23 protein-coding genes and 1 pseudogene are annotated in these 20704 nt (G+C 59.9%); 8 read left to right on the plus strand and 16 right to left on the minus strand.

Going from position 1 to position 20704, the window contains the following annotated elements; genetic code table 11:
• Positions 1 to 156: 156 nt before the first annotated feature.
• A complete protein-coding gene (locus ACVW0R_RS00905; protein WP_011429385.1) occupies positions 157 to 1209 on the plus strand; it encodes a VOC family protein in 1053 nt (350 codons plus the stop codon).
• 81 nt (positions 1210 to 1290) lie between these two features.
• Here the strand turns inward: ACVW0R_RS00905 and ACVW0R_RS00910 are convergent, their stop codons facing one another.
• Together ACVW0R_RS00910 and ACVW0R_RS00915 are read right to left on the minus strand one after the other, a co-directional pair.
• Positions 1291 to 1656 carry a response regulator gene (locus ACVW0R_RS00910; RefSeq protein ID WP_099812459.1) on the minus strand — a complete coding sequence of 122 codons (366 nt, stop codon included), beginning with the start codon at positions 1654 to 1656 and terminating at the stop codon, positions 1291 to 1293.
• A gap of 311 nt (positions 1657 to 1967) precedes the next feature.
• A complete protein-coding gene (locus ACVW0R_RS00915) occupies positions 1968 to 2900 on the minus strand; it encodes an NAD(P)H-dependent glycerol-3-phosphate dehydrogenase (RefSeq protein WP_011429387.1) in 933 nt (310 codons plus the stop codon).
• A gap of 119 nt (positions 2901 to 3019) precedes the next feature.
• On the opposite strand from ACVW0R_RS00915, the gene ACVW0R_RS00920 reads away from it, so the two are divergent.
• Positions 3020 to 3925, plus strand: a complete 906-nt coding sequence (locus ACVW0R_RS00920; RefSeq protein WP_099812457.1) for an alpha/beta fold hydrolase — start codon at positions 3020 to 3022, stop codon at positions 3923 to 3925.
• A gap of 78 nt (positions 3926 to 4003) precedes the next feature.
• On the plus strand, positions 4004 to 4393 hold the full coding sequence (gene gcvH / locus ACVW0R_RS00925; protein WP_099812456.1) for a glycine cleavage system protein GcvH: 390 nt from the start codon (positions 4004 to 4006) through the stop codon (positions 4391 to 4393).
• 3 nt (positions 4394 to 4396) lie between these two features.
• Here gcvH and ACVW0R_RS00930 read toward each other — a convergent pair whose 3' ends face one another.
• From ACVW0R_RS00930 to ACVW0R_RS00940, 3 genes are all read right to left on the minus strand, one after another.
• Positions 4397 to 5287 (minus strand): diguanylate cyclase, encoded by an 891-nt coding sequence (locus tag ACVW0R_RS00930; protein WP_457501487.1) that lies wholly within the window; start codon positions 5285 to 5287, stop codon positions 4397 to 4399.
• A 139-nt stretch (positions 5288 to 5426) separates the two neighbouring features.
• On the minus strand, positions 5427 to 6374 hold the full coding sequence (locus ACVW0R_RS00935; protein ID WP_457501489.1) for a UDP-glucuronic acid decarboxylase family protein: 948 nt from the start codon (positions 6372 to 6374) through the stop codon (positions 5427 to 5429).
• Positions 6371 to 7789, minus strand: coding sequence for a UDP-glucose dehydrogenase family protein (locus tag ACVW0R_RS00940; protein ID WP_457501490.1), 1419 nt, complete (start codon positions 7787 to 7789; stop codon positions 6371 to 6373). Before ACVW0R_RS00940 ends, ACVW0R_RS00935 begins: the two co-directional genes overlap by 4 nt.
• Positions 7790 to 7930: 141 nt before the next feature.
• Between ACVW0R_RS00940 and ACVW0R_RS00945 the strand changes: the two genes are divergently transcribed.
• Positions 7931 to 8845 carry a cation diffusion facilitator family transporter gene (locus ACVW0R_RS00945; RefSeq protein ID WP_011429393.1) on the plus strand — a complete coding sequence of 305 codons (915 nt, stop codon included), beginning with the start codon at positions 7931 to 7933 and terminating at the stop codon, positions 8843 to 8845.
• Between the two features lie 93 nt (positions 8846 to 8938).
• On the opposite strand, the pseudogene ACVW0R_RS00950 reads toward ACVW0R_RS00945, so the two are convergent.
• Positions 8939 to 9289 (minus strand): annotated as a pseudogene (locus tag ACVW0R_RS00950) (metallophosphoesterase family protein); the annotation flags it as partial.
• A 379-nt stretch (positions 9290 to 9668) separates the two neighbouring features.
• Here ACVW0R_RS00950 and ACVW0R_RS00955 point away from each other — a divergent pair.
• Positions 9669 to 10205 (plus strand): HNH endonuclease, encoded by a 537-nt coding sequence (locus ACVW0R_RS00955; protein WP_099812453.1) that lies wholly within the window; start codon positions 9669 to 9671, stop codon positions 10203 to 10205.
• Between the two features lie 9 nt (positions 10206 to 10214).
• Here the strand turns inward: ACVW0R_RS00955 and ACVW0R_RS00960 are convergent, their stop codons facing one another.
• Entirely contained in the window at positions 10215 to 11150 is a 936-nt protein-coding gene (locus tag ACVW0R_RS00960) for an alpha/beta fold hydrolase (RefSeq protein ID WP_011429396.1), read from the minus strand.
• 136 nt (positions 11151 to 11286) lie between these two features.
• Between ACVW0R_RS00960 and ruvA the strand changes: the two genes are divergently transcribed.
• Together ruvA and nadD are read left to right on the plus strand one after the other, a co-directional pair.
• Positions 11287 to 11901 carry a Holliday junction branch migration protein RuvA gene (ruvA, locus tag ACVW0R_RS00965; RefSeq protein WP_011429397.1) on the plus strand — a complete coding sequence of 205 codons (615 nt, stop codon included), beginning with the start codon at positions 11287 to 11289 and terminating at the stop codon, positions 11899 to 11901.
• Complete coding sequence (gene nadD, locus ACVW0R_RS00970) at positions 11898 to 12521, plus strand: nicotinate-nucleotide adenylyltransferase (protein ID WP_011429398.1); 624 nt, start codon at positions 11898 to 11900, stop codon at positions 12519 to 12521. The genes ruvA and nadD overlap by 4 nt, the downstream gene beginning before the upstream one ends.
• A 161-nt stretch (positions 12522 to 12682) precedes the next feature.
• Here the strand turns inward: nadD and psaC are convergent, their stop codons facing one another.
• Positions 12683 to 12931, minus strand: a complete 249-nt coding sequence (gene psaC / locus ACVW0R_RS00975) for a photosystem I iron-sulfur center protein PsaC (RefSeq protein WP_011429399.1) — start codon at positions 12929 to 12931, stop codon at positions 12683 to 12685.
• Between the two features lie 238 nt (positions 12932 to 13169).
• On the opposite strand from psaC, the gene ACVW0R_RS00980 reads away from it, so the two are divergent.
• Positions 13170 to 13547 (plus strand): hypothetical protein, encoded by a 378-nt coding sequence (locus ACVW0R_RS00980; protein ID WP_011429400.1) that lies wholly within the window; start codon positions 13170 to 13172, stop codon positions 13545 to 13547.
• 19 nt (positions 13548 to 13566) lie between these two features.
• Here the strand turns inward: ACVW0R_RS00980 and ACVW0R_RS00985 are convergent, their stop codons facing one another.
• The 8 genes from ACVW0R_RS00985 to ACVW0R_RS01020 form a co-directional block, all read right to left on the minus strand.
• Positions 13567 to 13941, minus strand: coding sequence for a DUF3493 domain-containing protein (locus ACVW0R_RS00985; RefSeq protein ID WP_011429401.1), 375 nt, complete (start codon positions 13939 to 13941; stop codon positions 13567 to 13569).
• Positions 13942 to 13943: 2 nt separating this feature from the next.
• Positions 13944 to 14585, minus strand: coding sequence for a hypothetical protein (locus ACVW0R_RS00990; RefSeq protein ID WP_011429402.1), 642 nt, complete (start codon positions 14583 to 14585; stop codon positions 13944 to 13946).
• Between the two features lie 132 nt (positions 14586 to 14717).
• Positions 14718 to 16019: an aldehyde dehydrogenase family protein gene (locus ACVW0R_RS00995; RefSeq protein ID WP_011429403.1), complete on the minus strand. Its 1302-nt coding sequence runs from the start codon at positions 16017 to 16019 to the stop codon at positions 14718 to 14720.
• Positions 16020 to 16136: 117 nt separating this feature from the next.
• Positions 16137 to 16538 (minus strand): hypothetical protein, encoded by a 402-nt coding sequence (locus ACVW0R_RS01000; protein WP_240530346.1) that lies wholly within the window; start codon positions 16536 to 16538, stop codon positions 16137 to 16139.
• 108 nt (positions 16539 to 16646) lie between these two features.
• A complete protein-coding gene (locus ACVW0R_RS01005; protein WP_457501491.1) occupies positions 16647 to 17825 on the minus strand; it encodes a hypothetical protein in 1179 nt (392 codons plus the stop codon).
• Between the two features lie 142 nt (positions 17826 to 17967).
• Complete coding sequence (locus ACVW0R_RS01010; protein ID WP_457501492.1) at positions 17968 to 18441, minus strand: hypothetical protein; 474 nt, start codon at positions 18439 to 18441, stop codon at positions 17968 to 17970.
• Entirely contained in the window at positions 18422 to 19249 is an 828-nt protein-coding gene (locus tag ACVW0R_RS01015) for a mannosyltransferase family protein (RefSeq protein WP_457501493.1), read from the minus strand. Before ACVW0R_RS01015 ends, ACVW0R_RS01010 begins: the two co-directional genes overlap by 20 nt.
• Positions 19246 to 20685 (minus strand): NAD(P)/FAD-dependent oxidoreductase, encoded by a 1440-nt coding sequence (locus ACVW0R_RS01020; RefSeq protein WP_457501494.1) that lies wholly within the window; start codon positions 20683 to 20685, stop codon positions 19246 to 19248. The genes ACVW0R_RS01015 and ACVW0R_RS01020 overlap by 4 nt, the downstream gene beginning before the upstream one ends.
• Between the last annotated feature and the right edge of the window lie 19 nt (positions 20686 to 20704).

Here is a 20704-nt window from a genome sequence, read left to right on the forward strand (position 1 = left end):
ACCGTGTTTTTTAATGTTGTCTTAAGAGTTTGCTGGAAAGAGTTTTGACCTTTTCCCTCGCCGAAGGGCCGACCTATGCTGAGGTAGGGCAGCCCCGGTTGCCCCACCAGAAGACCTGGTGTTCGCGTTAGCAGTGCGTTTTCTATGAAGTTTTCTATGAACCCGTCCATTCGAATTGTCCAAGGGATCCACCACCTGCACTTCTACCTTTGGGATCTGCCCCGTTGGCGGGAACACTTTTGTCGGGTTTGGGGCTTCCGGGTGGCAAGCGACGCCGGCAACACCCTGGAGCTGGAGCAGGGATCCCTGCGCTTGCGCCTGTCTCAGCCGGCACGGGCGGGGGACGAGGTGGACCGCCATTTGCAGCGGCATGGGCCGGGGGTGGTGGATGTGGCCTTGGCGGTGGGAGAGCAGGAGCTACCGGCCTTGGCGGAGCTGTTGCGGGGCCGAGGCGCCCAACTGGCGTGGATCCCGGCAGCAGCGGCGCTCTGCCTCCACACCCCCTACGGGATCCGGCATTCTCTGATCCCTGGCCCCTTGGATGCCGCCCCTGCCGAAGCGGGCCTGTTTTCCCACTGGGATCACGTGGTGTTGAACGTGGAGCAGGGATCCCTGCAGGCGGCAGCCGACTGGTATGGGCGGGTGCTGGGCTGGCGGCGGCTGTACCGCTACAGCATCGGCACCGCCACCTCCGGCCTGGAAAGCGTGGTGGTGGGGGATCCGGAAGCGGGGATCCAATGGGCCATCAACGAGCCCACCTGTGCCGCTTCCCAGATTCAGGAGTTTTTGCATGCCCATGGCGGCCCGGGCATTCAGCACGCGGCGCTGCACAGCTCAGACATTGTTGCCAGCCTGCGCCGGTTGCGGCAGGGGGGAGTGGACTTTTTGCAAGTGGCGCCGCAGTACTACACCAGCCTGGAAAGGGAGCTGGGGTTGGCGCTCCGTTCTGCCCTTGGGCAGGCCATCTCCTGGCAAGACCTGGTGGAGCAGCAGATCCTTCTGGATGCTACCCTGCCCGCTTCTGATGGCCAGGATCGCCCCCTTCTGCTGCAGACCTTTACCCAGCCCCTCTTTGGTCGGCCCACCTTTTTCTTTGAAGTCATTCAACGGCTAGGCGGGGCCACGGGCTTTGGCGAGGCCAATTTTCAGGCTTTGTTCGAGGCCCTGGAACGGCAACAGCGACAGCGACACCAGGCGCTGACCCCTTAGCTACAGCCGGCAGGGATCCGGAAAACTTTTCTCGGTTCCCTGGAAGTTTTATCCCAATAGTAAATGGCTATAGCTAAGAGTTCAGAGCAGTTGGGCGGCGATTGCTCTCAACAGGTGATTTTGGTCGATGGGCTTGGTTAAGTAGGCATTAGAGCCAAGCCGCAGCCCTTCTTCCATGTCTTCTCGGCTGGTTTTCGAGGAGAGAAAGACAAAGGGGATGTGGGCAGTGGACCGATCCCATCTCACGGCATCTAACACTCCATAGCCGTTCAGCTTGGGCATGACCACATCGCACAACACCAAATCCGGCAGGAGAGCGTGCACCATCTGTAATCCTTCCTCCCCATCGCTGGCCGCGACAGTGTCGTACCCAGCTCGTTGCAACACTTTCTGCAAATAGGTGCGGATGGCGGGTTCGTCTTCAATCACCAAGATGCGTTTGGACATGTGGCTTCGTAAAAAAGCAAACAAGAAACCCCCAATCCCTTGGGCTGGCCGTCGGCTTCCTGGAACAACCGAGAGCCGAGTTGATGCGGGAACGAACAGGGAAGCTACAGAGACAGCATAGAAAAACTCTGGGGAAAAAAGCTCCGCCAAATGGCTCATTCTGGTACCCTAACCCTCTGCAAAAATCCTGATACGGTGCAGAACCCCTTTCCTCATCCGCGGATTTGCGGCTATGGTCATTTCAAATAGCAATGCAACGTTTATCCCTAACTCCCCTCTCCCAGAGGGAGAGGGGCAGGGGGGTGAGGGTCTTATTCCGAGGTGAGTTGTCGCTCCATCAGCCTGGCCAGGGCAGCAGTGGGGGTGGTCTGTCCTTGCAACAACCGATGCACCTCCTGGGTGATAGGCACCCGGATGTTGTGTTGGGCGGCGATCTTGACCACGACAGGAGCGGTGTAAACTCCTTCGGCAGTGCCCTCGATTTCAGCCAGAACCTGGGACAAAGGCCTACCTTGGCCCAACCCGTAGCCCACCTGGTAGTTGCGGCTCAGAGGACTGTGACAGGTGGCCAGCAGATCCCCCAGGCCTGAGAGGCCGTTGAAGGTCTCAGGCCGCGCCCCTAAGCGGGATCCCACCCGGATCATCTCTGCCAAGCCGCGGGTAACCAGGGCAGCCCGAGCATTGGTGCCCAGGTGCAGCGCATCACACACCCCCACGGCGATGGCGATAACATTTTTCAGGATGCCTCCCAGCTCCACCCCCAGCGGATCGCTGCTGGTGTAGAGGCGAAAGCGCTCTGAAGCCAGGGCATGCTGCACCTGCACGGCTGCCCAGAGATCCCGGCTGGCTACCACTGCTGCTGCCGGCAAACCCTGGCGGATCTCGGCGGAAAGGTTAGGCCCGGAGAGCACCACCAACGGCTGGTTGGGGAAGGCAGCCCCCCAGATTTGGGCAGGAGTCAAAAGTTGGAGCGGATCCAGTCCCTTAGTGGCTGAGACCAAAATAACCTGCGGTGGGATCCCCACCTGGCGCACAACCTCGGCCACGGGGCGCACCCCTGCCATCGAGACTGCCGAGATGAGGATTTGGGATCCCTGGAGCACCTCTTTGAGATCCAGATCTTTGCGCCGGTCCCAAACCTGCACTCGGTGCCCCTGGGCCTGGGCCAGCAGAGCCAGCGTACTTCCCCAGGCTCCCGCCCCTAGAATGGCGATCTTCTGGGGGGATGTTGTGTTAGTTTTCATCTGACCTTTGCAGCCGCAGCTTCTCTCCCAGGATGCCTTAAACTCCCCGTTAGCAAGAGAGCGACAAAGGTTAGTATGGTTGGATACCAAATCATGGGTTCGGCCAAAGAGCAGACGAGATGACAGAAGCAGGGATCCGACGCCTTCCTGCTGAGGTAGCCGCCAAGATGGGGAGCTGGCGGCACGGCTATGCCCTCACCAATGGTATTCAACTGCACTACGTCACCCAGGGGGAAGGGGAGCTGGCCATCTTGCTGCATGGTTTCCCGGAGTTTTGGTACTCCTGGCGGCACCAGATCCCGGTGTTGGCGCAGCGGTTTTGCGTGGTGGCCCCCGATCTACGCGGCTACAACGATTCCGACAAGCCGGATCACGGCTACGACCTAGATACCCTCACGGCGGATGTCCGCGGCCTCCTGGATCACTTTGGGGCCAAGAGGGCGGTAGTGGTGGCCCACGACTGGGGAGGAGCCATTGCCTGGCACTGGGCGCAATTTTTCCCCGACGAGATCCGCAAGCTGGCCGTGCTCAACTCTCCTCACCCAGCTTGCTTTCGCCGGGAGTTCCTGACCAATTTGGACCAGATGCGCCGCAGTTGGTACTTGTTTTTCTTCCAGTTGCCCTGGCTGCCGGAGTGGGTGCTCCAGTGGAACTTGGGCGATTGGGTGCAGCGCATCTTCCGAGAGACCTCGGTGCGCAAGAGTGCCTTCACCCGACACGACCTGAAGATCTACCAAGAGGCTCTCGCCAAACCCAAGGTGCTCACCTCTGCCCTTAACTACTACCGCCACCTGTTTAGCCTGCCCACTCTGCAGAACCTGTTTTTACAGCCCCTGCGGCAGATCCTCGCCCCCACCCTGCTCATTTGGGGAGAGGAAGACTTTGCCCTCAGCCGCGAGCTGACCGAGGGAATGGATCCCTTTTTCCCCAACGGCATTCGCAAAGAATACATCCCCGAGTGCGGCCACTGGGCGCAGCAGGAGGCGCCGCAAACCGTGAATCGGCTGCTGATGGAGTTCCTCTAGGTGTCAAGTTGGGAGAGCTTTACCAGCCCCAGGGGTTCACCCTAGAATAATCCACTGAATTCTAGCAGGGGAAACGGCATGGCCCTGGAGTATCCGCCCCATCTGCGCTATGTGGACACCCACGAGTACATCCGCGTTGAGGATGACATTGCGGTGATTGGGATCACGGCTTATGCCGTCGATCAGCTCGGGGATATTGTCTTTGTCGGCCTGCCCGAGGAAGGAACAGAGATTGAAAAGGGCGAAAGCTTTGGCTCGGTGGAATCCGTTAAGGCGGTCGAGGATCTCTATGCCCCTGTTTCGGGGGAAGTGGTGGCAGTGAACAAAGCAGTGGTGGACAGCCCAGAGAGCATTGCCGACGATCCCTATGGCGATGGCTGGCTGATCAAGGTGCGCATGACCAACCCGGAAGATCTCGACGACACGATGAGCGCCGAGGCCTACGCCAGCTTGGTAGAAGGATCCTAAGACCTACAGCAACACTTCCCGGTTGCCCCCTTGCATCTTGGCCTGGCGGAGGGCTTGGTCGGCTGCCTCTAGAAAGCTTTGGACGGAAGGTTCTGCTGAAAGGCTGAGCCAAGAGGCGACGCCAATGCTACAGGTGAGGTGGATAACTTCCGCTCCCACCTGCAGAGGGAGGGATTGGACGGCCTGCCGCAGGCGCTTGGCCAACTGCAGGATTTGAGCTTCCGGAACCCCGCGCACCATGAGGACAAATTCGTCGCCCCCTAGCCGGGCCAGCAGATCCTCGCGGCGAACCTGGTCCTGCAGTTGGCGGGCCACCTGGATCAGGGCTTGATCCCCGGCCAAGTGCCCCCAGCGATCGTTGATGAGCTTGAAGTTGTCCAAGTCCAGGTAGAGCAGGTGGAGGGGAAGGCGATGGCGCAGGGCAAAGGGGATCTCCCACTCCAGCTGTTCTAGAAAAAAACGGCGGTTGTGGAGGCCGGTGAGGGGGTCATAGAGGGCAGCGGCGGCCATCTGGGAAAAGAAAGCCTCCGCCAGCCGGTCATAGTAGGCAAACTGCAGCAGGCTATTTCCCACCTGGATGCGATCCCTATCGGCCAAGGGAAGGCGAGTTACCCTCTGCCAGTTGACATAGGTACCGTTGAGGCTGCCTAGGTCGGTGAGGATGTAGGTTCCCCCTTCTCTCTCCAGCCGACAGTGCTGCCGAGAAACGGCGTGATCCCAGAGCTGAATGTCAGCCTGGGAGCTGCGCCCCACTACCGCTGTTTCCCCCAAGGGAAAGGTCATGCCCATATTGGCCCCCCAGAGCACGGTCAAAAAGGCGCCCACAGGCTCTCTCTCCACTCCCAGCCCATAGCACTCCAGGGAGATGCAGGTGGTCGGCTCTTCGAGAGACAAAGGGTAAGTATCCAAAGTTACAGGGATCCCACCTAGGCAGAGGTTATGGAAGGCTTAAGACGGCCTCTCTCCGTATTATGACGGTTTTGCCGAGCTCTGCCCACCCTCCTGCCTGCCCCGCCAGGACAAGAGGGATCCTCTACTCCAGGCCCAGCCGGCGGCGAAAGTAGGGGATAGTCAGCTCCAGGCCAAGCTGCAGAGGAATCTGGGGATCCCAGCCCAGCAGGGCGCGGGCCTTGTTGATGTCGGGCCGGCGCTGCTTGGGATCATCTGTGGGCAGAGGCCGGTGGACGATGGGAGAAGAGCTGCCGGTGAGGGCCAAAATCTGCCGAGCCAACTCTAGAATGGTGACCTCCTGCGGGTTGCCCAGGTTAAAGGGGCCGGGATAAGGGCTGTTCATCAGGCGCACCAGGCCCTCGATGAGGTCGGAGATGTAGCAAAAGCTGCGGGTTTGGGATCCATCGCCATAGACGGTGAGGGGATCCCCGCGCAGCGCCTGGACGATGAAGTTGCTGACCACACGACCATCCTCTTCCCGCATGGCGGGCCCATAGGTGTTGAAGATGCGGGCCACGCGGATCTCCGTTTGGTACTGCCGCTGCCAGTCAAAGGTTAGGGTTTCGGCCAGGCGCTTGGACTCGTCGTAGCAGGCCCGCGGGCCGATGGGGTTGACATGGCCCCAGTAGTCCTCCGGCTGGGGATGCACCTGGGGATCCCCGTACACTTCCGAAGTGGAGGCTAGGAGGAAGCGGGCCCCCGTCTTTTGGGCCAGCTCCAGGAGGTGGTAGGTGCCCCAGACGCTGGTGCGGATGGTGCGGATGGGATCCGCTTGGTAGTGGGGGGGAGAGGCAGGGCAGGCCAGGTGGTAGATTTGCTCAATGCCAGCTTTCTCCAGCTCCGGCGGCAGCGGCTCGGCCACGTCGTGCCACAGCAAGGTCAAGGCAGGGTTGTTGCGGTGGGCCTGCAGGTTCTCCTCCCGCCCCGTGTAGCCGTTGTCGAGGCAGATCACCGTGTGGCCCTCCTGCAGCAGACGGCTGACCAGATGGGAGCCGATAAACCCCAAACCACCCGTAACCAGGATCTTCACCAGCCCACTCCAATCAGGGTAATGCCCGCCTGCTGAACGGCCTGCCGGTCAAGGCAGTTGCGGCCGTCGAGGATGAGGGGCCGCCGCATCAGCTCGGCAAGGCGCCGGTAATCCAGCGACAAAAACTCCGGCCACTCGGTCACCAGCACCAGGGCGTCGCAATCCTGGGCCAGGCGGAACACGTCCGTTTCCACCACCACGTGGGCCAGGCCCTCCCGCATCCCCGAAGCCGACACAATGGGATCATAGGCTTTTACCTTGGCCCCCAGCCGGTGGAGCTGCTCGATGAGGGTCAGGGACGGCGCATCCCGCAGGTCGTCGGTGTGGGGCTTGAAGGTGAGGCCCAGAAGGCCGATGGTCTTGCCCTTGAGCACCTTGAGGGCCTGCTGCAGCTTTTCCAGCAGGCGCTGCCGCTGCTCGCGGTTGACCTCGACGGTGGCCCGCAACAGCTTGGCCTCATAGCCGTAGTCGGCTGCCGTCTGGATCAAAGCGGCCAGATCCTTGGGAAAGCAGCTCCCTCCCCAGCCTAGACCAGCGTTGAGGAAGGCGCGGCCAATGCGCTTATCGAGGCCGATCCCTTCGGCCACCTGGGTGATGTCGGCGCCAGTGCGCTCGCAGATGTTGGCGATCTCGTTGATGAAGCTGATCTTGGTGGCCAGGAAGGCGTTGGCGGCATATTTGATCATCTCGGCCGAGGCCAGGTCGGTGACCAGCAAGGGCACGGGATCCCCGCCCAAGCCCTGCTGGCGGCTGAGGATGGGCTCGTAAAGTTGCCGCAGGATCTCGATGGCCCGGGGGCTGCTGGAGCCAATCACAATGCGATCCGGGTAGAAGGTATCCTGGATGGCGCTGCCCTCCCGCAGAAACTCGGGGTTGCTCACCACGTCGAAGGGCGGCACCCAGGAAGACCTGTCCAGGGTGGCCAGGGAGGAGGGGGTGGGATCCCCCCCAGCCAGAGCCATCTGTTGGCTGCTTAGGCGCTGCTGGACAGCCTCGGCGGCGCCGTCGAGGATGAGCATGCGCACCCAGTCGCCGGAGCCGATGGGCACGGTGGACTTGTTGACGATGACGCGGTAGCGGTTGTCCAGGTGCTGGCCGATCCCTCGCGCCACGGCCTCTACGTAGCGCAGGTCTGGCTCGCCGCTGGGCAAAGCCGGGGTGCCCACGGCAATGAAGATCACTTCGCTGGCCTTCACCCCCAGGCCCAGGTCGGTGGTAAAGTGCAGCCGGCCAGCCTCGGCGCCTTCCCGCACCAGCTCTTCCAGGCCGGGCTCGTAGATGGGCAGACGACCTCGCTGCAGGTTTTCGATTTTGACAGGGTTGTTGTCTATACAAATAACGCTGTGGCCCAGGTGGGCCAGACAGGCGCCGGTTACCAACCCCACATAGCCAGCTCCCACGACCGCCATGTCCATGGCCGCCTCCCCCTCGCGTCGGTGCTTGGTTCTAAAATACCCCGCCGGCCCGCATTTCCTATCCCCTCGAAGAAGGTCGGCCCCTAGGGGGAGTCGGTGGCAAAATAAAGCTGAACCGGCTTGGTCTGAGGCTCCCCAGCGGTGAGCTTCCCCGATTCTGCTGCCATAGCCAGCCGCCGTCAGCGCCAGGTGCAGAGGGTGCTCTATGTCACCCTGGGGCTCAATCTTTTGGTGTTTTCGGTCAAGTTGATCCTGGGATTGGCGACGGGATCCCTCAGCTTGGTGGCCGATGCCCTGCACAGTGTTACCGACAGCGCCAGCAACATTCTTGCCCTGCTGGCAGCCCGCTTTTCCTCGCCAGAGCCGGACGAAGACCATCCCTATGGCCGCAGCAAGTTTGAGGCCATTGGAGCGCTGGGGATCGCCGCCTTTTTGGGAGTGGCCAGCTTCGAGATCCTCAGCGCAGCGGTGGGGCGGTTTTTTGCACCCCAGCCGCCGCAGCTCCGGATCGAGGGGTTGACCTTGACGCTGATGCTGGGCGTGCTGGGGATCAACCTCTTCGTGGCCGTCTATGAACGTTTCTGGGGCAGGGCGCTGGCCAGCTCGCTGCTCTTGGCCGATGCCCGCCATACCCTCAGCGATGTCTGGGTAACCCTGACGGTATTGCTGGGTCTGGCCGGGATCCACTTCTGGGGGATCCCTTGGCTGGACCAGGTGCTGGCGGTGCCGGTGGGGCTGCTGGTGTTCTGGAGCGGCTGGGAAGTGCTGCGGGAAAACGTTCCCTTCTTAACCGACCGGGTGGCTATCCCCCCCAAAACCTTGCGGGAGCTGGTTCTCAGCCTGCCCGGGATCCTCGACTGCCACGACATCACCTCCCGCGGCATCCCGGGGCAGATGATCTTTATCGAAATGCACATGGTGGTGGAGCCGCTGGATGTGGAGTCGGCCCATCGCCTTACCGAAGCGGTGGAGCAACTGCTGCAGCAGCGCTACGGGCCGGTGCGGGTCACCATCCACCTGGAGCCCTACTCCCACATCGAGGGATCCCGTTCCTAGCCACAATGGGCCTTGCATTCCTTGCTCTGCGTGGGTTTAATGGGGGTAGATTTCCCCCTTCGGGGGGATTCCTAGAAAGTGGAAAGAAAGTGGAAAGAAAGTGGAAAGCCCGTCCTCATAGCCAAAAGCTCGGTAGTAGCGGGGAAACTCTGCCAATGCCTCGGGCTGGGGCACGTCGTGGTTGCCGGGCACCACAAAAGCCGGAAAAGGTAAACGGGCCAGCCGCTCTGCCAACCAAGCGTGGTTTTCTGGCTCCCCGTGCTGGGTCAGATCCCTCGGCAGCAGCAAAAAATCCAAGAGCAACTGCATCCGGTGTTGCAAAACCTGCTCCAGAGCCGGGATGCTTAGCTTCACCAAATGAAACCGGTTGAGATGATCCCAAAGGACAGATCCGGCGCAAGGCCCGATTGCCCCTGGGGGGATTCCGGTCTTTTGGCAGAGGATCTCCGGGATAACCTCGGCAAGGCCACCTTACAGGTGACGGCTGGGGAGGCCGACGGGGAGCAAATCGAGCTGAAAAAGCCCAATCTCTAACTCTGATTACCAACTTCGGCCGCGAGCCGGAGCAGCCTCAGCAGCCGAAGCCCACCCTGCCTGGGATTAGGGCCGGCTCTAACAGCAAGGGCTAGAAAGTGCCTCGGGATCTCGATCCACCACGTCGGGATCCTGTTGTGCTGAGCCGGCAGAGGGAAGGGAACCCGAGGTTTTACCGGAGTGAAGTGGGCTACCTCGCCTCTAAAGCTGTGTTAAGATTTTGCGTAACTTCAAGAGAGCTGGCGCCTTTCAGATCCGGTAGGGGATTTCGTCAGCGGTGCGTAGCACTATGGGCAAGGTTTTGGTTTTAAATGCCTCCTACGAGCCGCTCAACATCACCAGTTGGCGCAGAGCTGTTGTCCTTTTGCTCAAGGGCAAGGCCGAGCAAATCGAGCACAATGGCAAAGTAGTCTACGGCAACATCCCTCTGCCCACCGTCATCCGCCTGCGCCACTACGTTCACGTTCCCCACAAGGAGATCCCCCTGACGCGGCGCAATGTCCTCTACCGCGATGGGCACCGCTGCCAGTACTGCGGCTGTTACGGCGAAGACCTAACCCTGGATCACGTGATCCCGCGCTCCCGCGGCGGTGAAGATACCTGGGAGAATGTAGTCAGCGCCTGTGTGCGCTGCAACGTGAAAAAAGGGAATCGCACCCCTTGGGAGGCCGGCATGCCCTTGCTCCGCCAGCCCCGCCGCCCCCACAGCACCCTTTACTTTGAAATCTCCAAAGCCGTCGGCAGCGGATCCCATCGGGAATGGCTGAAGTACGCCATCGGCCTGGAAGGGGATCCGCCGCCGGAGCTGGCAGTCAAGCCCGCCTAGCTCCCGAGGCTAAGGATGCAGGTCTGAGACCGGCGCTGCTTTGGAAAGGGGAGGAGAGGTGGTGGCCGGGATCCCCAGCTCGATCCAGCGATGGATCAGGGCGTTGACCTCTTCGGGGCGCTCATCGTGAGGGCAGTGGCCGGCCTCCAGGAAGTATTCCACCGCCTGAGGGTAGTGAGCCCGGTAGAGCTTAGAGCGCTCGCGGACCCGCATCCAGGGATCCCGTTCGCCCCAAATCAACAACAGGGGGCGCACCAAGCTGCGCAGCAGCTCGTCCACATAGCGCCCCTTCTGCCCGCCCCGCATCAGGGCCACGAACACATCGGCAGCCCCCGGATCCCGCGTGGGGCGATGAATGTCTTCCACCAGTTGATCCGTCACTGCCGCCGGGTCGTAATAGACCTGCTTCAGCTTGGAGCGAATCACCCGCGGCTGCCGCAAATACTGAAACAATAGGTAAGACACCAGGCGCTGGCGCAGGCCCCAGCCTACCAGGCCACCCAGCCATTGCCGCCAGCCAGATGGGGATCCCTTAACCGTGGAAAAGCCGCCTGCCCCGTTAAGCAGCACCACCCCCCGCACCCACTCCGGCCACTCTGCCGCCAGGCTGAGCACCACATAGCCGCCCAGGGAGTTGCCAATGGCCACCACAGGCCGCCGGATCACCTGTTGACAGAAATCCCGCAGTTGATCCCGCCAGATCTCGGCGCGATAGTCCCAGTTGGGCTTGGCCGAACGGCCAAAGCCGAGCAAATCGATGGCATAGACCTGGTAGTGTTGAGCCAATTCGGGAATGTTTTTACGCCAGTGGTCGGTGGAAGCCCCAAAGCCGTGCACCAAAAGCAAAGGCTGCCCCTGCTCGCCCTGTTTGACGTAATGGACGGATTGCCCCCGCCAAATCCAGCGTGCCGAGATAGGAGTGGCCGATGCCGATGTTGAAGCCATAGAGGTCGCTTGTAAGCTTTTGTTATTTAAGCTTTTCTTATTCTAGATTCTTTTTCTAGATTCTTTTAGATTCTGCTCGGCCGACTCTGGAGCTGTAGCCGAGCAGCGTATCCTAAACACGGATTGGACTCGCAGCATGATCGCGTTTTTGAGCGGCCACCTCGTCGCCATCGAATGGGGAGAGCGCAGTAGCCTCACCGTTGAGGTGCAGGGGATCGGCTATCGGGTCAAGGCCCCGGCGCGTTTTCTCAAGCAACTGCCCCCCATCGGAGAGCCCGTGCGGGTGTTTACCCACTTGGTGGTGCGAGAGACCGAGCTGGTGTTGTACGGGTTTGGCTCGCCAGCCGAGCGCGATGTGTTTGTGGAGCTCATCAAAGTTTCGGGGGTGGGGCCGGCTTTGGGCTTGGCTCTGCTGAATACCTTCGGCCTGCCGGAGCTGGTTCAGGCAGTGGTGACCGAAAACGTGCGCCTACTTTCCCTCACGCCAGGGGTAGGGCACAAAACGGCCCAACGGCTAGCCTTGGAGCTGAAAACCAAGCTGGCCCACTGGCGACAAGGCCTGGAGAACGCCGATCGCCCCCTGGCCGGCGGGCCGCCTCCGGCCATCCGGGAAGAGGTGGAAATGGCCTTGCTGGCCCTCGGCTACAGCCTCCAAGAAATTCAAGCGGCCCTGCAAGCTTTGCCCTCCCAACCCCGCCCAACGGAAGAGTGGCTGCGGGATGCCATCACCTACCTCAGCCGGCAGCCATGAGCCCTCCGGATCCCCAGCAGCGCCGCATTGGCATTCTGGGCGGCACCTTCAACCCCGTCCACCACGGCCATCTGATCATGGCGGAGCAGGCCCTCTGGCAGTTCAACCTGGATCAGGTGCTGTGGATGCCGGCAGGGGATCCTCCCCACAAGCCCTTGGCCGCCGGCGCCAGCAAAGCCGATCGCCTGGCCATGGTGAAGCTGGCCATTGCCGACCACGAGCGCTTTGCCTGCTCCGACCTGGAGATCCGCCGTCCCGGCCCCTCCTACACCATCGAGACGCTGCGCAGCCTGATGCAAGAGCAGCCGGATACCCAGTGGTATTGGATTATCGGCGTGGATGCCCTGCGGGATCTGCCCCAGTGGTACCAGGCGGAAGAATTGGCCCGCCTCTGCCATTGGATTGTTGCCCCCCGTATCGATGCCGGCGACGCCGCCCAAGTGCTGCGGTCGGTGGCCGCAAAGCTGCCCATCCGGGCAGCAATCCTGGACGCCCCCACCCTAACGCTCTCTTCCACCTACCTGCGCCAGCAAATCCAAAAGGGGGGATCCATCCGCTACCTGGTGCCCCCTGCTGTGGAGCACTACATTCGCCAACACCGGCTCTACCTCGACCCTTGAAGAAAATAAAGAGAAGGGATCCCTCCTCTCCGATAAACCCGTTCACTAGAGCAACAGCCCGCCCAACTTTTTCCCAGCCAGGAGGGGCTGAAGAGAGGCTGTTTCGCTGAAAGTAGGAAGGCTTGTCTCAAATGAAAATTGCAACCCAACCTGCCGATGGCTTAGTAAGCCAAGCCCATGCTGCGGGTGGTTTCGGGGCCAAGGTAGACGCGGATGCTCAAGAAGTCCGTGGGGCAGGCAGTCTCACAGCGTTTGCAGCCAACACAGTCTTCGGTGCGGGGGGCTGCGGCAATCATGCCGGCCTTGTTGTTCCCCTTCCAGGGCACCATTTCCAACACATCAGTAGGGCAGGCCCGCACACACTGAGTACAGCCGATGCAGGTGTCGTAGATCTTGACCGTGTGAGCCATTAGCGTTCTCCAGTCGAGCTGTTTGAAAGATTAAAAAAAGGTTTACCGAAGGGCGTGGCAGCAACACCACTGCACGGGTGCCTTCAGTGTACTGTAGTCCTGCCAAACCACCCCGATCTGCGATCCAAATGTTCAAACAAATTTACATCCCCAGGGATCCCTTGCCGCGCCGACGGGAAGGTCGCCCTCGCGGTTGGGCTAGGATTGCCTGAGGAAGGACAGGGCAAGGATCCTACGAATGGGACGCTCGCTGCGGAATTGGAGAAGGCAAACTCGAAGCCAAATGCACCGCCTGGGGCCCGTTTTGGCCGGCATTCTCCAGGAAATCTATGCGGAGAACATACCTCGCCTGCGCCGCTGGGATCGGCAGCTCACCGACTGGGTGTACAGGCGTGGCTGGAGGGTGGATCCTTCCTTGCCCAAGGTGGCCATCTACGTGTTGGGCGCAGTGGTGATCCTGGCGATTCCAATTCTCACCTTGGCAGTTTTAGTGGCTCTCGCGGCCTTTCTTGCCATCCAAATAGCCCAAAAGTGGCCCCAGGAAGCCCGCCGTTATCTTCCCAGCGCCGACGAGGAAGACGACTCCGACCCCCGCCAAGGGGACTGGGACTATTGACAGGCTAGCCGTCCCTGCCCTAAAGCGGGGCATCGCCCTCGGGCGGACGGGGCGAGTCTTTTTGGCTGCTAAGGCGCTGCTTCATCCGTCTGACCAGCTTTTGCTGGGAGTGGCTTTCCAGCCTGTTGAGGCCGAGGGCGCCGGCCAGGATCCCTAACTGTAAGGCCAAGCTGGGCAGGGTGGTCTCCAGATCCCGCCCTGCCAAGGCTCGAAAGAAAAATACAAATGCCCCGATGGTGGCCGAAAAACCCACCGCCAGGTAGACAAAGCGCCGCAGACTGCGGTAGGGGGCGGCCAGTTCCGTGAGCAGCCTCACCCGATCTGCCGCTGGATCCCGACCTGGGGGCAGGGGCGAGCCAGGTTTTGGGGAAGGTTTGGGCTCCGATGTTGCCACGGCTACACCTCCTCGGGCAATAGTAGGGGATCCCGGCCAGAAATCGCCGCCAAGCTTTCCTCGGCAGCCCGACAGGCAGCCAGAATATCTTGCTCTTCCCCGCCCAAGTAGACGCGGCCAAAGCTGCCAAAGGGCATCACTTCGAGGATGTTGATGCGGGCCGATTTTTCTGCCTCGTTGGCGGCCAGGGGGGCATAGCCTGCCGGCTGCACCTCCAGGATGTAGAGGGTTTGGCCGGCTAGGAGCATCTGGCCGCGGCGGAAACGGTTGATCAACTGGGTTTGGTGGGGATCGATGTTGCGAATGATCTGGCTGGAGATGATGCGCGGCCTGAGGCGCTCCTTTTCGCTCACCCCCAAAGCCGCCAGGATGGCCCGACCGGCAGTGCGGGTATCCCCCTGGTTGCTGGAGTGTACCTCCAAAAGGCCGTAGAGGCGCTCCACCACCTGCAGCCCCGGCCTTACCGAGGTGGCTTTGAGGGCGATGTCCATAACGCGGTTGATCTCGATGCCGGGGGAAATCTCGACCCAGAGGGAAGTATCCCCTGGCAGAGGCAAAAAGCCCTGGGCCACCGTGCCCAGATAAGCAGCGTACTGGGGCTGGAGCCGATCCAAAAACACGTAACTGCGCAGGTCAATCCCCAAAGGAGTTCTCCCCCCTGTCTGTTGGGCTGGGTTGGACGTCGGACGACGGGGCCGGCATTCCTCCCTTTCTAGTCTCACGCCATCTCTTGGCTTTTGGGGAGAACAGCAGTTCGGTATCCCAACTTTCCCCTGCTACAGGTCACCCTGAGCCACTACCTTCACCGTTGTCAAGGCTTCCAGGTCGATGGGCCCGCGCACGTGCAGCCGCTGGGTGGAAATGCCCAAAGACAGGTCGCGAAACGCTCCCAAGGTGGGGATCCCGGCTCCCCGGCCTGCCGAGAGGGGAGAGGTGTTGATGTGGATCAGGGCGGCATCCACCTCCTGGAGAAAGCGCTGGGCTGCCGATTGGCTGTCGGTGAGGATCGTCTCCGATTGACGACAGCCATTTTTGTTGATCCAGGCGATCGCCTCCGTCAGGTCGGCAACGGGCTGGAGGCGCAGATGAGGCCGTTCTGTGGAGTCAAAGCCTTCCCCCAGCGGCTGAAGCTGGGGGAATCGCTCCAGAATGGGGGCTGCTGCCTGTATATCGATCCCTTGACCCAGCAAGTCTTCAATCAGGGCGGTCAGATGATGGGCGGCCCAATCGGTGTGGATCAGCAGCCAAAGGGTGAGGGGCTGATAGATCGGGATCCCTTCTGGGCCATAGCGAGCCAAGGGATCCAACAAAACCGACTTCACCAAAGGCCAAGGAGCGGTGCGATCCACATAGATGTGGCCGTACCCCAGATGCGTGACCAGAGTCGGCACTTTGCTGGCCTGCAACAGGAACTCCACCCAGCCGGGGCGACCGCAGGGGATCACCAGATCCACATAGCGGGTTTGCTGCAACAACAGCAACAGTGGGGAATCGGCCTGGGGATCGGTCGCTTGGTCTTGGGCGGGGAGGGTTTGAATGGCCCCTTCCGGGATCCCGTGCTCGTAGGCGGTCTCTGCCAACAGGTTGACCAGGGCCTGATGGGTTTTCTGGATGGGGCCGCTGCCGGCCAAGATCACGCCATTGCTCGTCTTGAGACACATGCCAATGCCATTCAAGGCAAACTCGGGGTAGATCTCGTAGACCAAGGCGATCAGCCCCAAAGGGACGCGGTAGCGGCCAATAAACAGCCCGTTGTCCTGACGGCACCCCCTCTCCAGGCTCCCGATGGGATCCGGCTGTTGGGCCAGGAGAGCAAGCAACTGGGCGGATCGCTGCAGGCGCTCGGGGGTAAGCTTGAGGCCGTTGAGGATCCACTCCGGCAGGGTTTGCTCGCGGCAGCTTTCCAGGTCGAGGGTATTGGCCTCCAACAGCAGATCGGAGCGCTCCAGCAAACGGCGCGAGAGAGCCAGCAGGGCCTGGCGTTTGGTTTCGCCGCTCAAGCGCTGGAGCTGAGGCAGCAAGCGGCGCACCTGGCGCAGGGTGGTGCTGAGGTCAAAGGCTGAACCAAAATCGGTCACTCGCTTCCCTCCTGCCCGGCTGACCGACGACAGACCTGCTCCTGACCACTGCTAACAAGAAATGGCTAGATCCACAAGGGCTGAAACTAGGGATCCCTGGCAACGATCCCAAGCATCTCAAGGCCGCCGCAGCAGCAGGATCGCCGTCACCATCAACAGCGTCAGCAACAGGCAAAGAATCAGGAACCAACTGAGCAACTGGGCTTGGCTGGGGAAGAGCAACACGCCCAGAAACCCCACCGCCAAAGCAACCCCCAGGCTGAGGGTGAGGCCCAAGAGCGCAGATCCCTGGAAAGTGCTTTGCCGGTGCAACACCCACTGATGGCCGTTCCAGAACCAGATTTTACGGTAGGGGTAGGAGACGGCCAGTTGCTCAATGTGCAAACGGTCGGGGGTGATGGCGAAAATATGCTGGCAACGGCTGCAGCCAAAAGCCTCAGTCAGGGTAATCAGGCGCAACTGACCTTGGTGGCAACAGGGGCAGGGGTAAATTTTGGTGGGCTCGATGGGCTGAGCCACTCGCAGGGACGATTTCTGCCGAGGCCACTTGTGGGGAGAGGAAAACGCCACAGCTCTCAGTCGGTGAGAAGTCGGGATCCCTCACATCCTATCCTCAAGAAAGCAGGGTCAAGCCACCCAGAGATGGTGGACGTAGCGCCAGGTCAAGATCTGGTTGAGGACGAGGAAGATCAGGCCCAGAAGCCCATAGCCCAGCTTGAGAACTCTGCTTAGGTGGGGGCGCGCCCACAGGGGAAGGAAGCCGAAATCTGTGTGCTTGGCCCAGTGCAGGAGGGCCAGCACTTGCACGAGGTGAACCGGTAGGCAGTAGCGAATCATGCTTCGCTGGCCTAGGGGACTCATGCCGGCTACAGCGATGTAGAACATAGCCCAGGCAGCTAGGTGAAACCCCAGCCGCTCCTGCCAGCGCCGGCTCTTACCGGCCACGACACTCAAACCATCCAGCAAGCCTGTAACAACTAGGGATCCCAGCGTAACAGACACAAACAGTTGGCTGAGAGCATCAGACCACAGGCCAGGATCCTGCAGCGGTGCAGAAGGAGAGAGCAAGACCTGCCATCGCTCAGGGGAAAGAACATAGGTATGAGCCTGGAAAAGGGCTTGGTAATTGGCCTGGACGCCGGTAAAGTAGCGCTGCATCTCCATGTAGAGATCCCAGCGACCGAAGCGGAGCTGACAGTAGAGGAAAAAACTCAGCCCCCCCAACAAGGCCAAAACAACGGCGCCTGCCGTCCAAAACCAACGGCGGGATCCCTCCCCCAGGCGCAGCAGAGGAAGCAACGCCACCGGCAGGCCCACAATGCGAGTGGCACTCATCGCCAAGCCGTGGGCCCCAGCCAAAAGTGCCGCCCGGAGAGAGTTCAAGTCCATTGACCAGTAGAAAAAACCTAGCAGGCTGGCTACGAACAGAGACTCGCTGTAACCTACTACCAAGTAGAAGCTACTAGGATAAACCAAGATTATTAGACTTGCCAAAACCTGCCAAAGAGTGGGGATCTGCCAGCGGCGGTAAAGCAGGAAAAGGTAAATCCACATCAGCCAGCAAAAGAGCTGGGCAGTAAGATAAAGCCCCAGCTCCGGCTCAACTCCTAACAGGCGGCTCATGATGGCCACCGCCAGAGGATAGCCCGGAAAGAAAGCCACATTGCTCTGCTCGTAGGCGATCTTGTCAAAGCCCACAAACTGATAGCCCCGCCGCACAATGCTCAGGTACCAGTAGCTATCGCGCTGGCTCAGGGCTGTAAAGGCAGAAGCATAGTCGCTGTGTTTTGTCCAAAGGTATATCATTAACACTTGCAAAACAGTCAGCGCTAGGCCCAGCAAAAAAATCCGAGCAGAAAAGCCAACTAAAAGTCTGCAAATCTGTTGCAACAGGTGGCAAGGGCGCAAACTCATTGGCGCATTCTCCTTCTTGACTACGGAAGTTCAATCAAGCCACCCAGAGATGCTGGACGTAGCGCCAGGTGAGGACTTGATTCAGGGCAAAGAAGACTAAAGCCAAGATCCAGTAGCCCAGCCTCAGGACACTGCCAAGATAGGGACGCACCTGTTGCGGGATGAAGCTGAAATTGGTGTATTTAACCCCATGCAGCCAGGTCAGCACCTGCAGGATGTGGACTGGCAGGCAGTAGCGGATCATACTTCTCTGGGCCACAGCACTCATACCAGCCACGGAAATGGAGAACATGGCCCAGGCGGCTAGGTGAAACCCCAGTCGCTCTTGCCAGCGCCGGCTCTTGCCGGCCAGGACACTCCACCCATCCAGCAGGCCTGTAATAACTAGGGATCCCAGCGTGAGGAGAACAAACAGTTGACTGAGGGAAATGGCCCATATCCCAGCCCCCAAAGCCTCGGAAAAGGAGAGCAAGGACTGCCAATAGCCACTAGATAAAGAGGGGGGCATAAGTACGAGGTCGAATAATAGCCAAATAATCGAAAGAACTGGGGCCAAAGTAGCGCTGCATTTCCAGGTAGAGATCCCAACGGCCAAAGCGGAGCTGGCAGTAGAGGAAAAAGCCCAGCCCACCCAACAAGGCCAGAACAACAGCGCTGGCTGTCCAAAACCAAGGGTGGGATAGTCGCAGCAGAGGAACCAGCGCCACCGGCAAACCCACAATGCGGGTGGCGCTCATCACCAAACCGTGGATCCCGGCTAGAAACGCCGGCCAGGGAGCGTTCAAGTCCATGGACCAGTAGAAAAAACCCAGCAGGCTAGCCAGAAACAGAGACTCGCTGTAGCCCACTACCAAGTAGAAGCTACTGGGATAGACCAGGATGATTAAGCTGGCCAAAACTTGCCCAAGAGGGGGGATCTGCCAGCGGCGGCAAAACAGGAAAAAGTAAATCCACATCAGCCAGCAAAAGAGCTGGGCAGTCAGATACAGCCCCAGTTCAGGGTCAACTCCCAACAGGCGGCTTATGGCGGCCACCGCCAGAGGATAGCCCGGAAAGAAAGCCACGTTGCTCTGCTCGTAGGCAATCTTGTCAAAGCCCACAAACTGGTACCCTCGCCGCACAATGCCCAGGTACCAATGGCTATCCCACTGGGTTAAACCCTTGAAGATGGAAGCATAGTCATCCTCCTGGCTCCAAAAGGAGATCAAGAAAATCTGCAGCAGCGTCAAAGCCACAGCGGGAAGCAAAACTTGGACGGCAAAAGAGACCAGATGCTGCCGGCTGTGCTGCAAGAGGTGGCTAGGAGGGAAGCTCATTGTCGCACCTTTGCGGGTGGGGATGGCACTTTAATCTCCTCTTGGTAATCGTCATCGGAGTTCACCTGCCAGAGATCGTGGCTGCCGGGTTGGAGAATGTTCTCAGCAGCCAGCAGGCCCATCAGCAGGCTGTGATCCTGGTTGTTGTACTTAAACGAGCCATAGCGGCCCACCAGTTGCAAGTTTTCAAACTGGCCGAGGTACCTTCGCAAAATGGCCAAGTCTTCTTTGTAGCTGCCGGCGTAGATGGGATAGGTGCGGGGCAGGCGCACCACAAAGCCACCGCAGATCTTCTGATCCTGGAGCAGGCCAATTTGGCGCAGCTCCCTCTCAGCCAAAGCCAGCAATTCCTCCTCAGGGGCTTGCCACAAGGGATCCTCAAAGTTGCACCAATACTCACAGCACAAGGGGGTTTGTTCTCGGTTGGGGAGCATAGCCGGCGACCAATTGGCAAAATTGGTTACCCGACCAACTTGTACTGTTGGTTCATTGATATACAGCCAGTTATCGGGGAAAAGCTGGGATCCCTCCACAATCAGATAAACCAAAACGGTGTTGCGAAACTTGAGGTTGCGGGCTGCCTGCAGTACCTCTGGAGGAGGCAACTCCTGTAGGCTCTGCACCAAAACTGTCAGAGGGATCGAGGAGATGACGTGGGAGGGGGAGACCCATGTTTCACTTCCATCCTGAAGATTGCGCAATTGCAGCTTGACAATCCGGGATCCCTCATGCCTAAGGGCAATGACCTCTGTATTTAGCCAAACTTTTTGACCTTCGGCCAGCAAAAACTCCTGCATTTTTTCGTAGAGCTGGCCGGATCCCAGCCGAGGAAACTGAAACTGATCGATTAGAGATTTCACCAAACCTCGATTCCACCCCAATGCTTTTCGTATGGCCTCTCCAAGACTGAGACCTTTGATGCGCTGGGCAGCCCAATCAGCACTGATCTCGGTGCAAGGGATCCCCCAAAGCTTTTCTGTATAGCCTTCAAAGAAAATCTGAAAGAGTCGAGCGCCAAATTTGCCCTTGACCCAATCGGCAAAGTTGCGGGGAGCTGGCCGCGGAATGAGTTGTGCCCAAAGATAGGAAAGGACAATGCGCAGGCTTTCCCACCACCCCACTTTGCGCAGGACTTCCCAAGCTTGAATGGGGTACTGAAAATATTGCTTGCGGTAGTAGATGCGGGTAAGCCGCCGGACAGTTACTTGTTCGGATCCCAAAACCTGGTTCCACAACTCCAGCACCGCTGGGATCTTGGTAAAAAACCGGTGCGGGCCATAGTCGAGAATGAACCCCTGGTAGCGAATGCTTTTGGCCAAGCCCCCGACTCCCTCTTCTCGTTCCACTACCACCACGGGGAAGCCCAGCTGGGTCAAGCGGTAGGCAGCCGCCATGCCCGCCGGCCCTGCCCCCAGGATATAGATGGGATCCCGCATCTGGCCTTGCGCTCGCCTT

The organism is Thermostichus sp. MS-CIW-15 (assembly GCF_054060575.1).

Excerpts from the sequence above, each read along its gene's own strand:
- ACVW0R_RS00905 (WP_011429385.1), top strand. The coding sequence starts at position 157 with ATGAACCCGTCCATTCGAATTGTCCAAGGGATCCACCACCTGCACTTC.
- ACVW0R_RS00910 (WP_099812459.1), bottom strand. The coding sequence starts at position 1,656 with ATGTCCAAACGCATCTTGGTGATTGAAGACGAACCCGCCATCCGCACC.
- ACVW0R_RS00915 (WP_011429387.1), bottom strand. The coding sequence starts at position 2,900 with ATGAAAACTAACACAACATCCCCCCAGAAGATCGCCATTCTAGGGGCG.
- ACVW0R_RS00920 (WP_099812457.1), top strand. The coding sequence starts at position 3,020 with ATGACAGAAGCAGGGATCCGACGCCTTCCTGCTGAGGTAGCCGCCAAG.
- gcvH (WP_099812456.1), top strand. The coding sequence starts at position 4,004 with ATGGCCCTGGAGTATCCGCCCCATCTGCGCTATGTGGACACCCACGAG.
- ACVW0R_RS00940 (WP_457501490.1), bottom strand. The coding sequence starts at position 7,789 with ATGGACATGGCGGTCGTGGGAGCTGGCTATGTGGGGTTGGTAACCGGC.
- ACVW0R_RS00955 (WP_099812453.1), top strand. The coding sequence starts at position 9,669 with ATGGGCAAGGTTTTGGTTTTAAATGCCTCCTACGAGCCGCTCAACATC.
- ACVW0R_RS00960 (WP_011429396.1), bottom strand. The coding sequence starts at position 11,150 with ATGGCTTCAACATCGGCATCGGCCACTCCTATCTCGGCACGCTGGATT.
- ruvA (WP_011429397.1), top strand. The coding sequence starts at position 11,287 with ATGATCGCGTTTTTGAGCGGCCACCTCGTCGCCATCGAATGGGGAGAG.
- nadD (WP_011429398.1), top strand. The coding sequence starts at position 11,898 with ATGAGCCCTCCGGATCCCCAGCAGCGCCGCATTGGCATTCTGGGCGGC.
- psaC (WP_011429399.1), bottom strand. The coding sequence starts at position 12,931 with ATGGCTCACACGGTCAAGATCTACGACACCTGCATCGGCTGTACTCAG.
- ACVW0R_RS00980 (WP_011429400.1), top strand. The coding sequence starts at position 13,170 with ATGGGACGCTCGCTGCGGAATTGGAGAAGGCAAACTCGAAGCCAAATG.
- ACVW0R_RS01005 (WP_457501491.1), bottom strand. The coding sequence starts at position 17,825 with ATGATATACCTTTGGACAAAACACAGCGACTATGCTTCTGCCTTTACA.
- ACVW0R_RS01010 (WP_457501492.1), bottom strand. The coding sequence starts at position 18,441 with ATGCCCCCCTCTTTATCTAGTGGCTATTGGCAGTCCTTGCTCTCCTTT.
- ACVW0R_RS01015 (WP_457501493.1), bottom strand. The coding sequence starts at position 19,249 with ATGAGCTTCCCTCCTAGCCACCTCTTGCAGCACAGCCGGCAGCATCTG.
- ACVW0R_RS01020 (WP_457501494.1), bottom strand. The coding sequence starts at position 20,685 with ATGCGGGATCCCATCTATATCCTGGGGGCAGGGCCGGCGGGCATGGCG.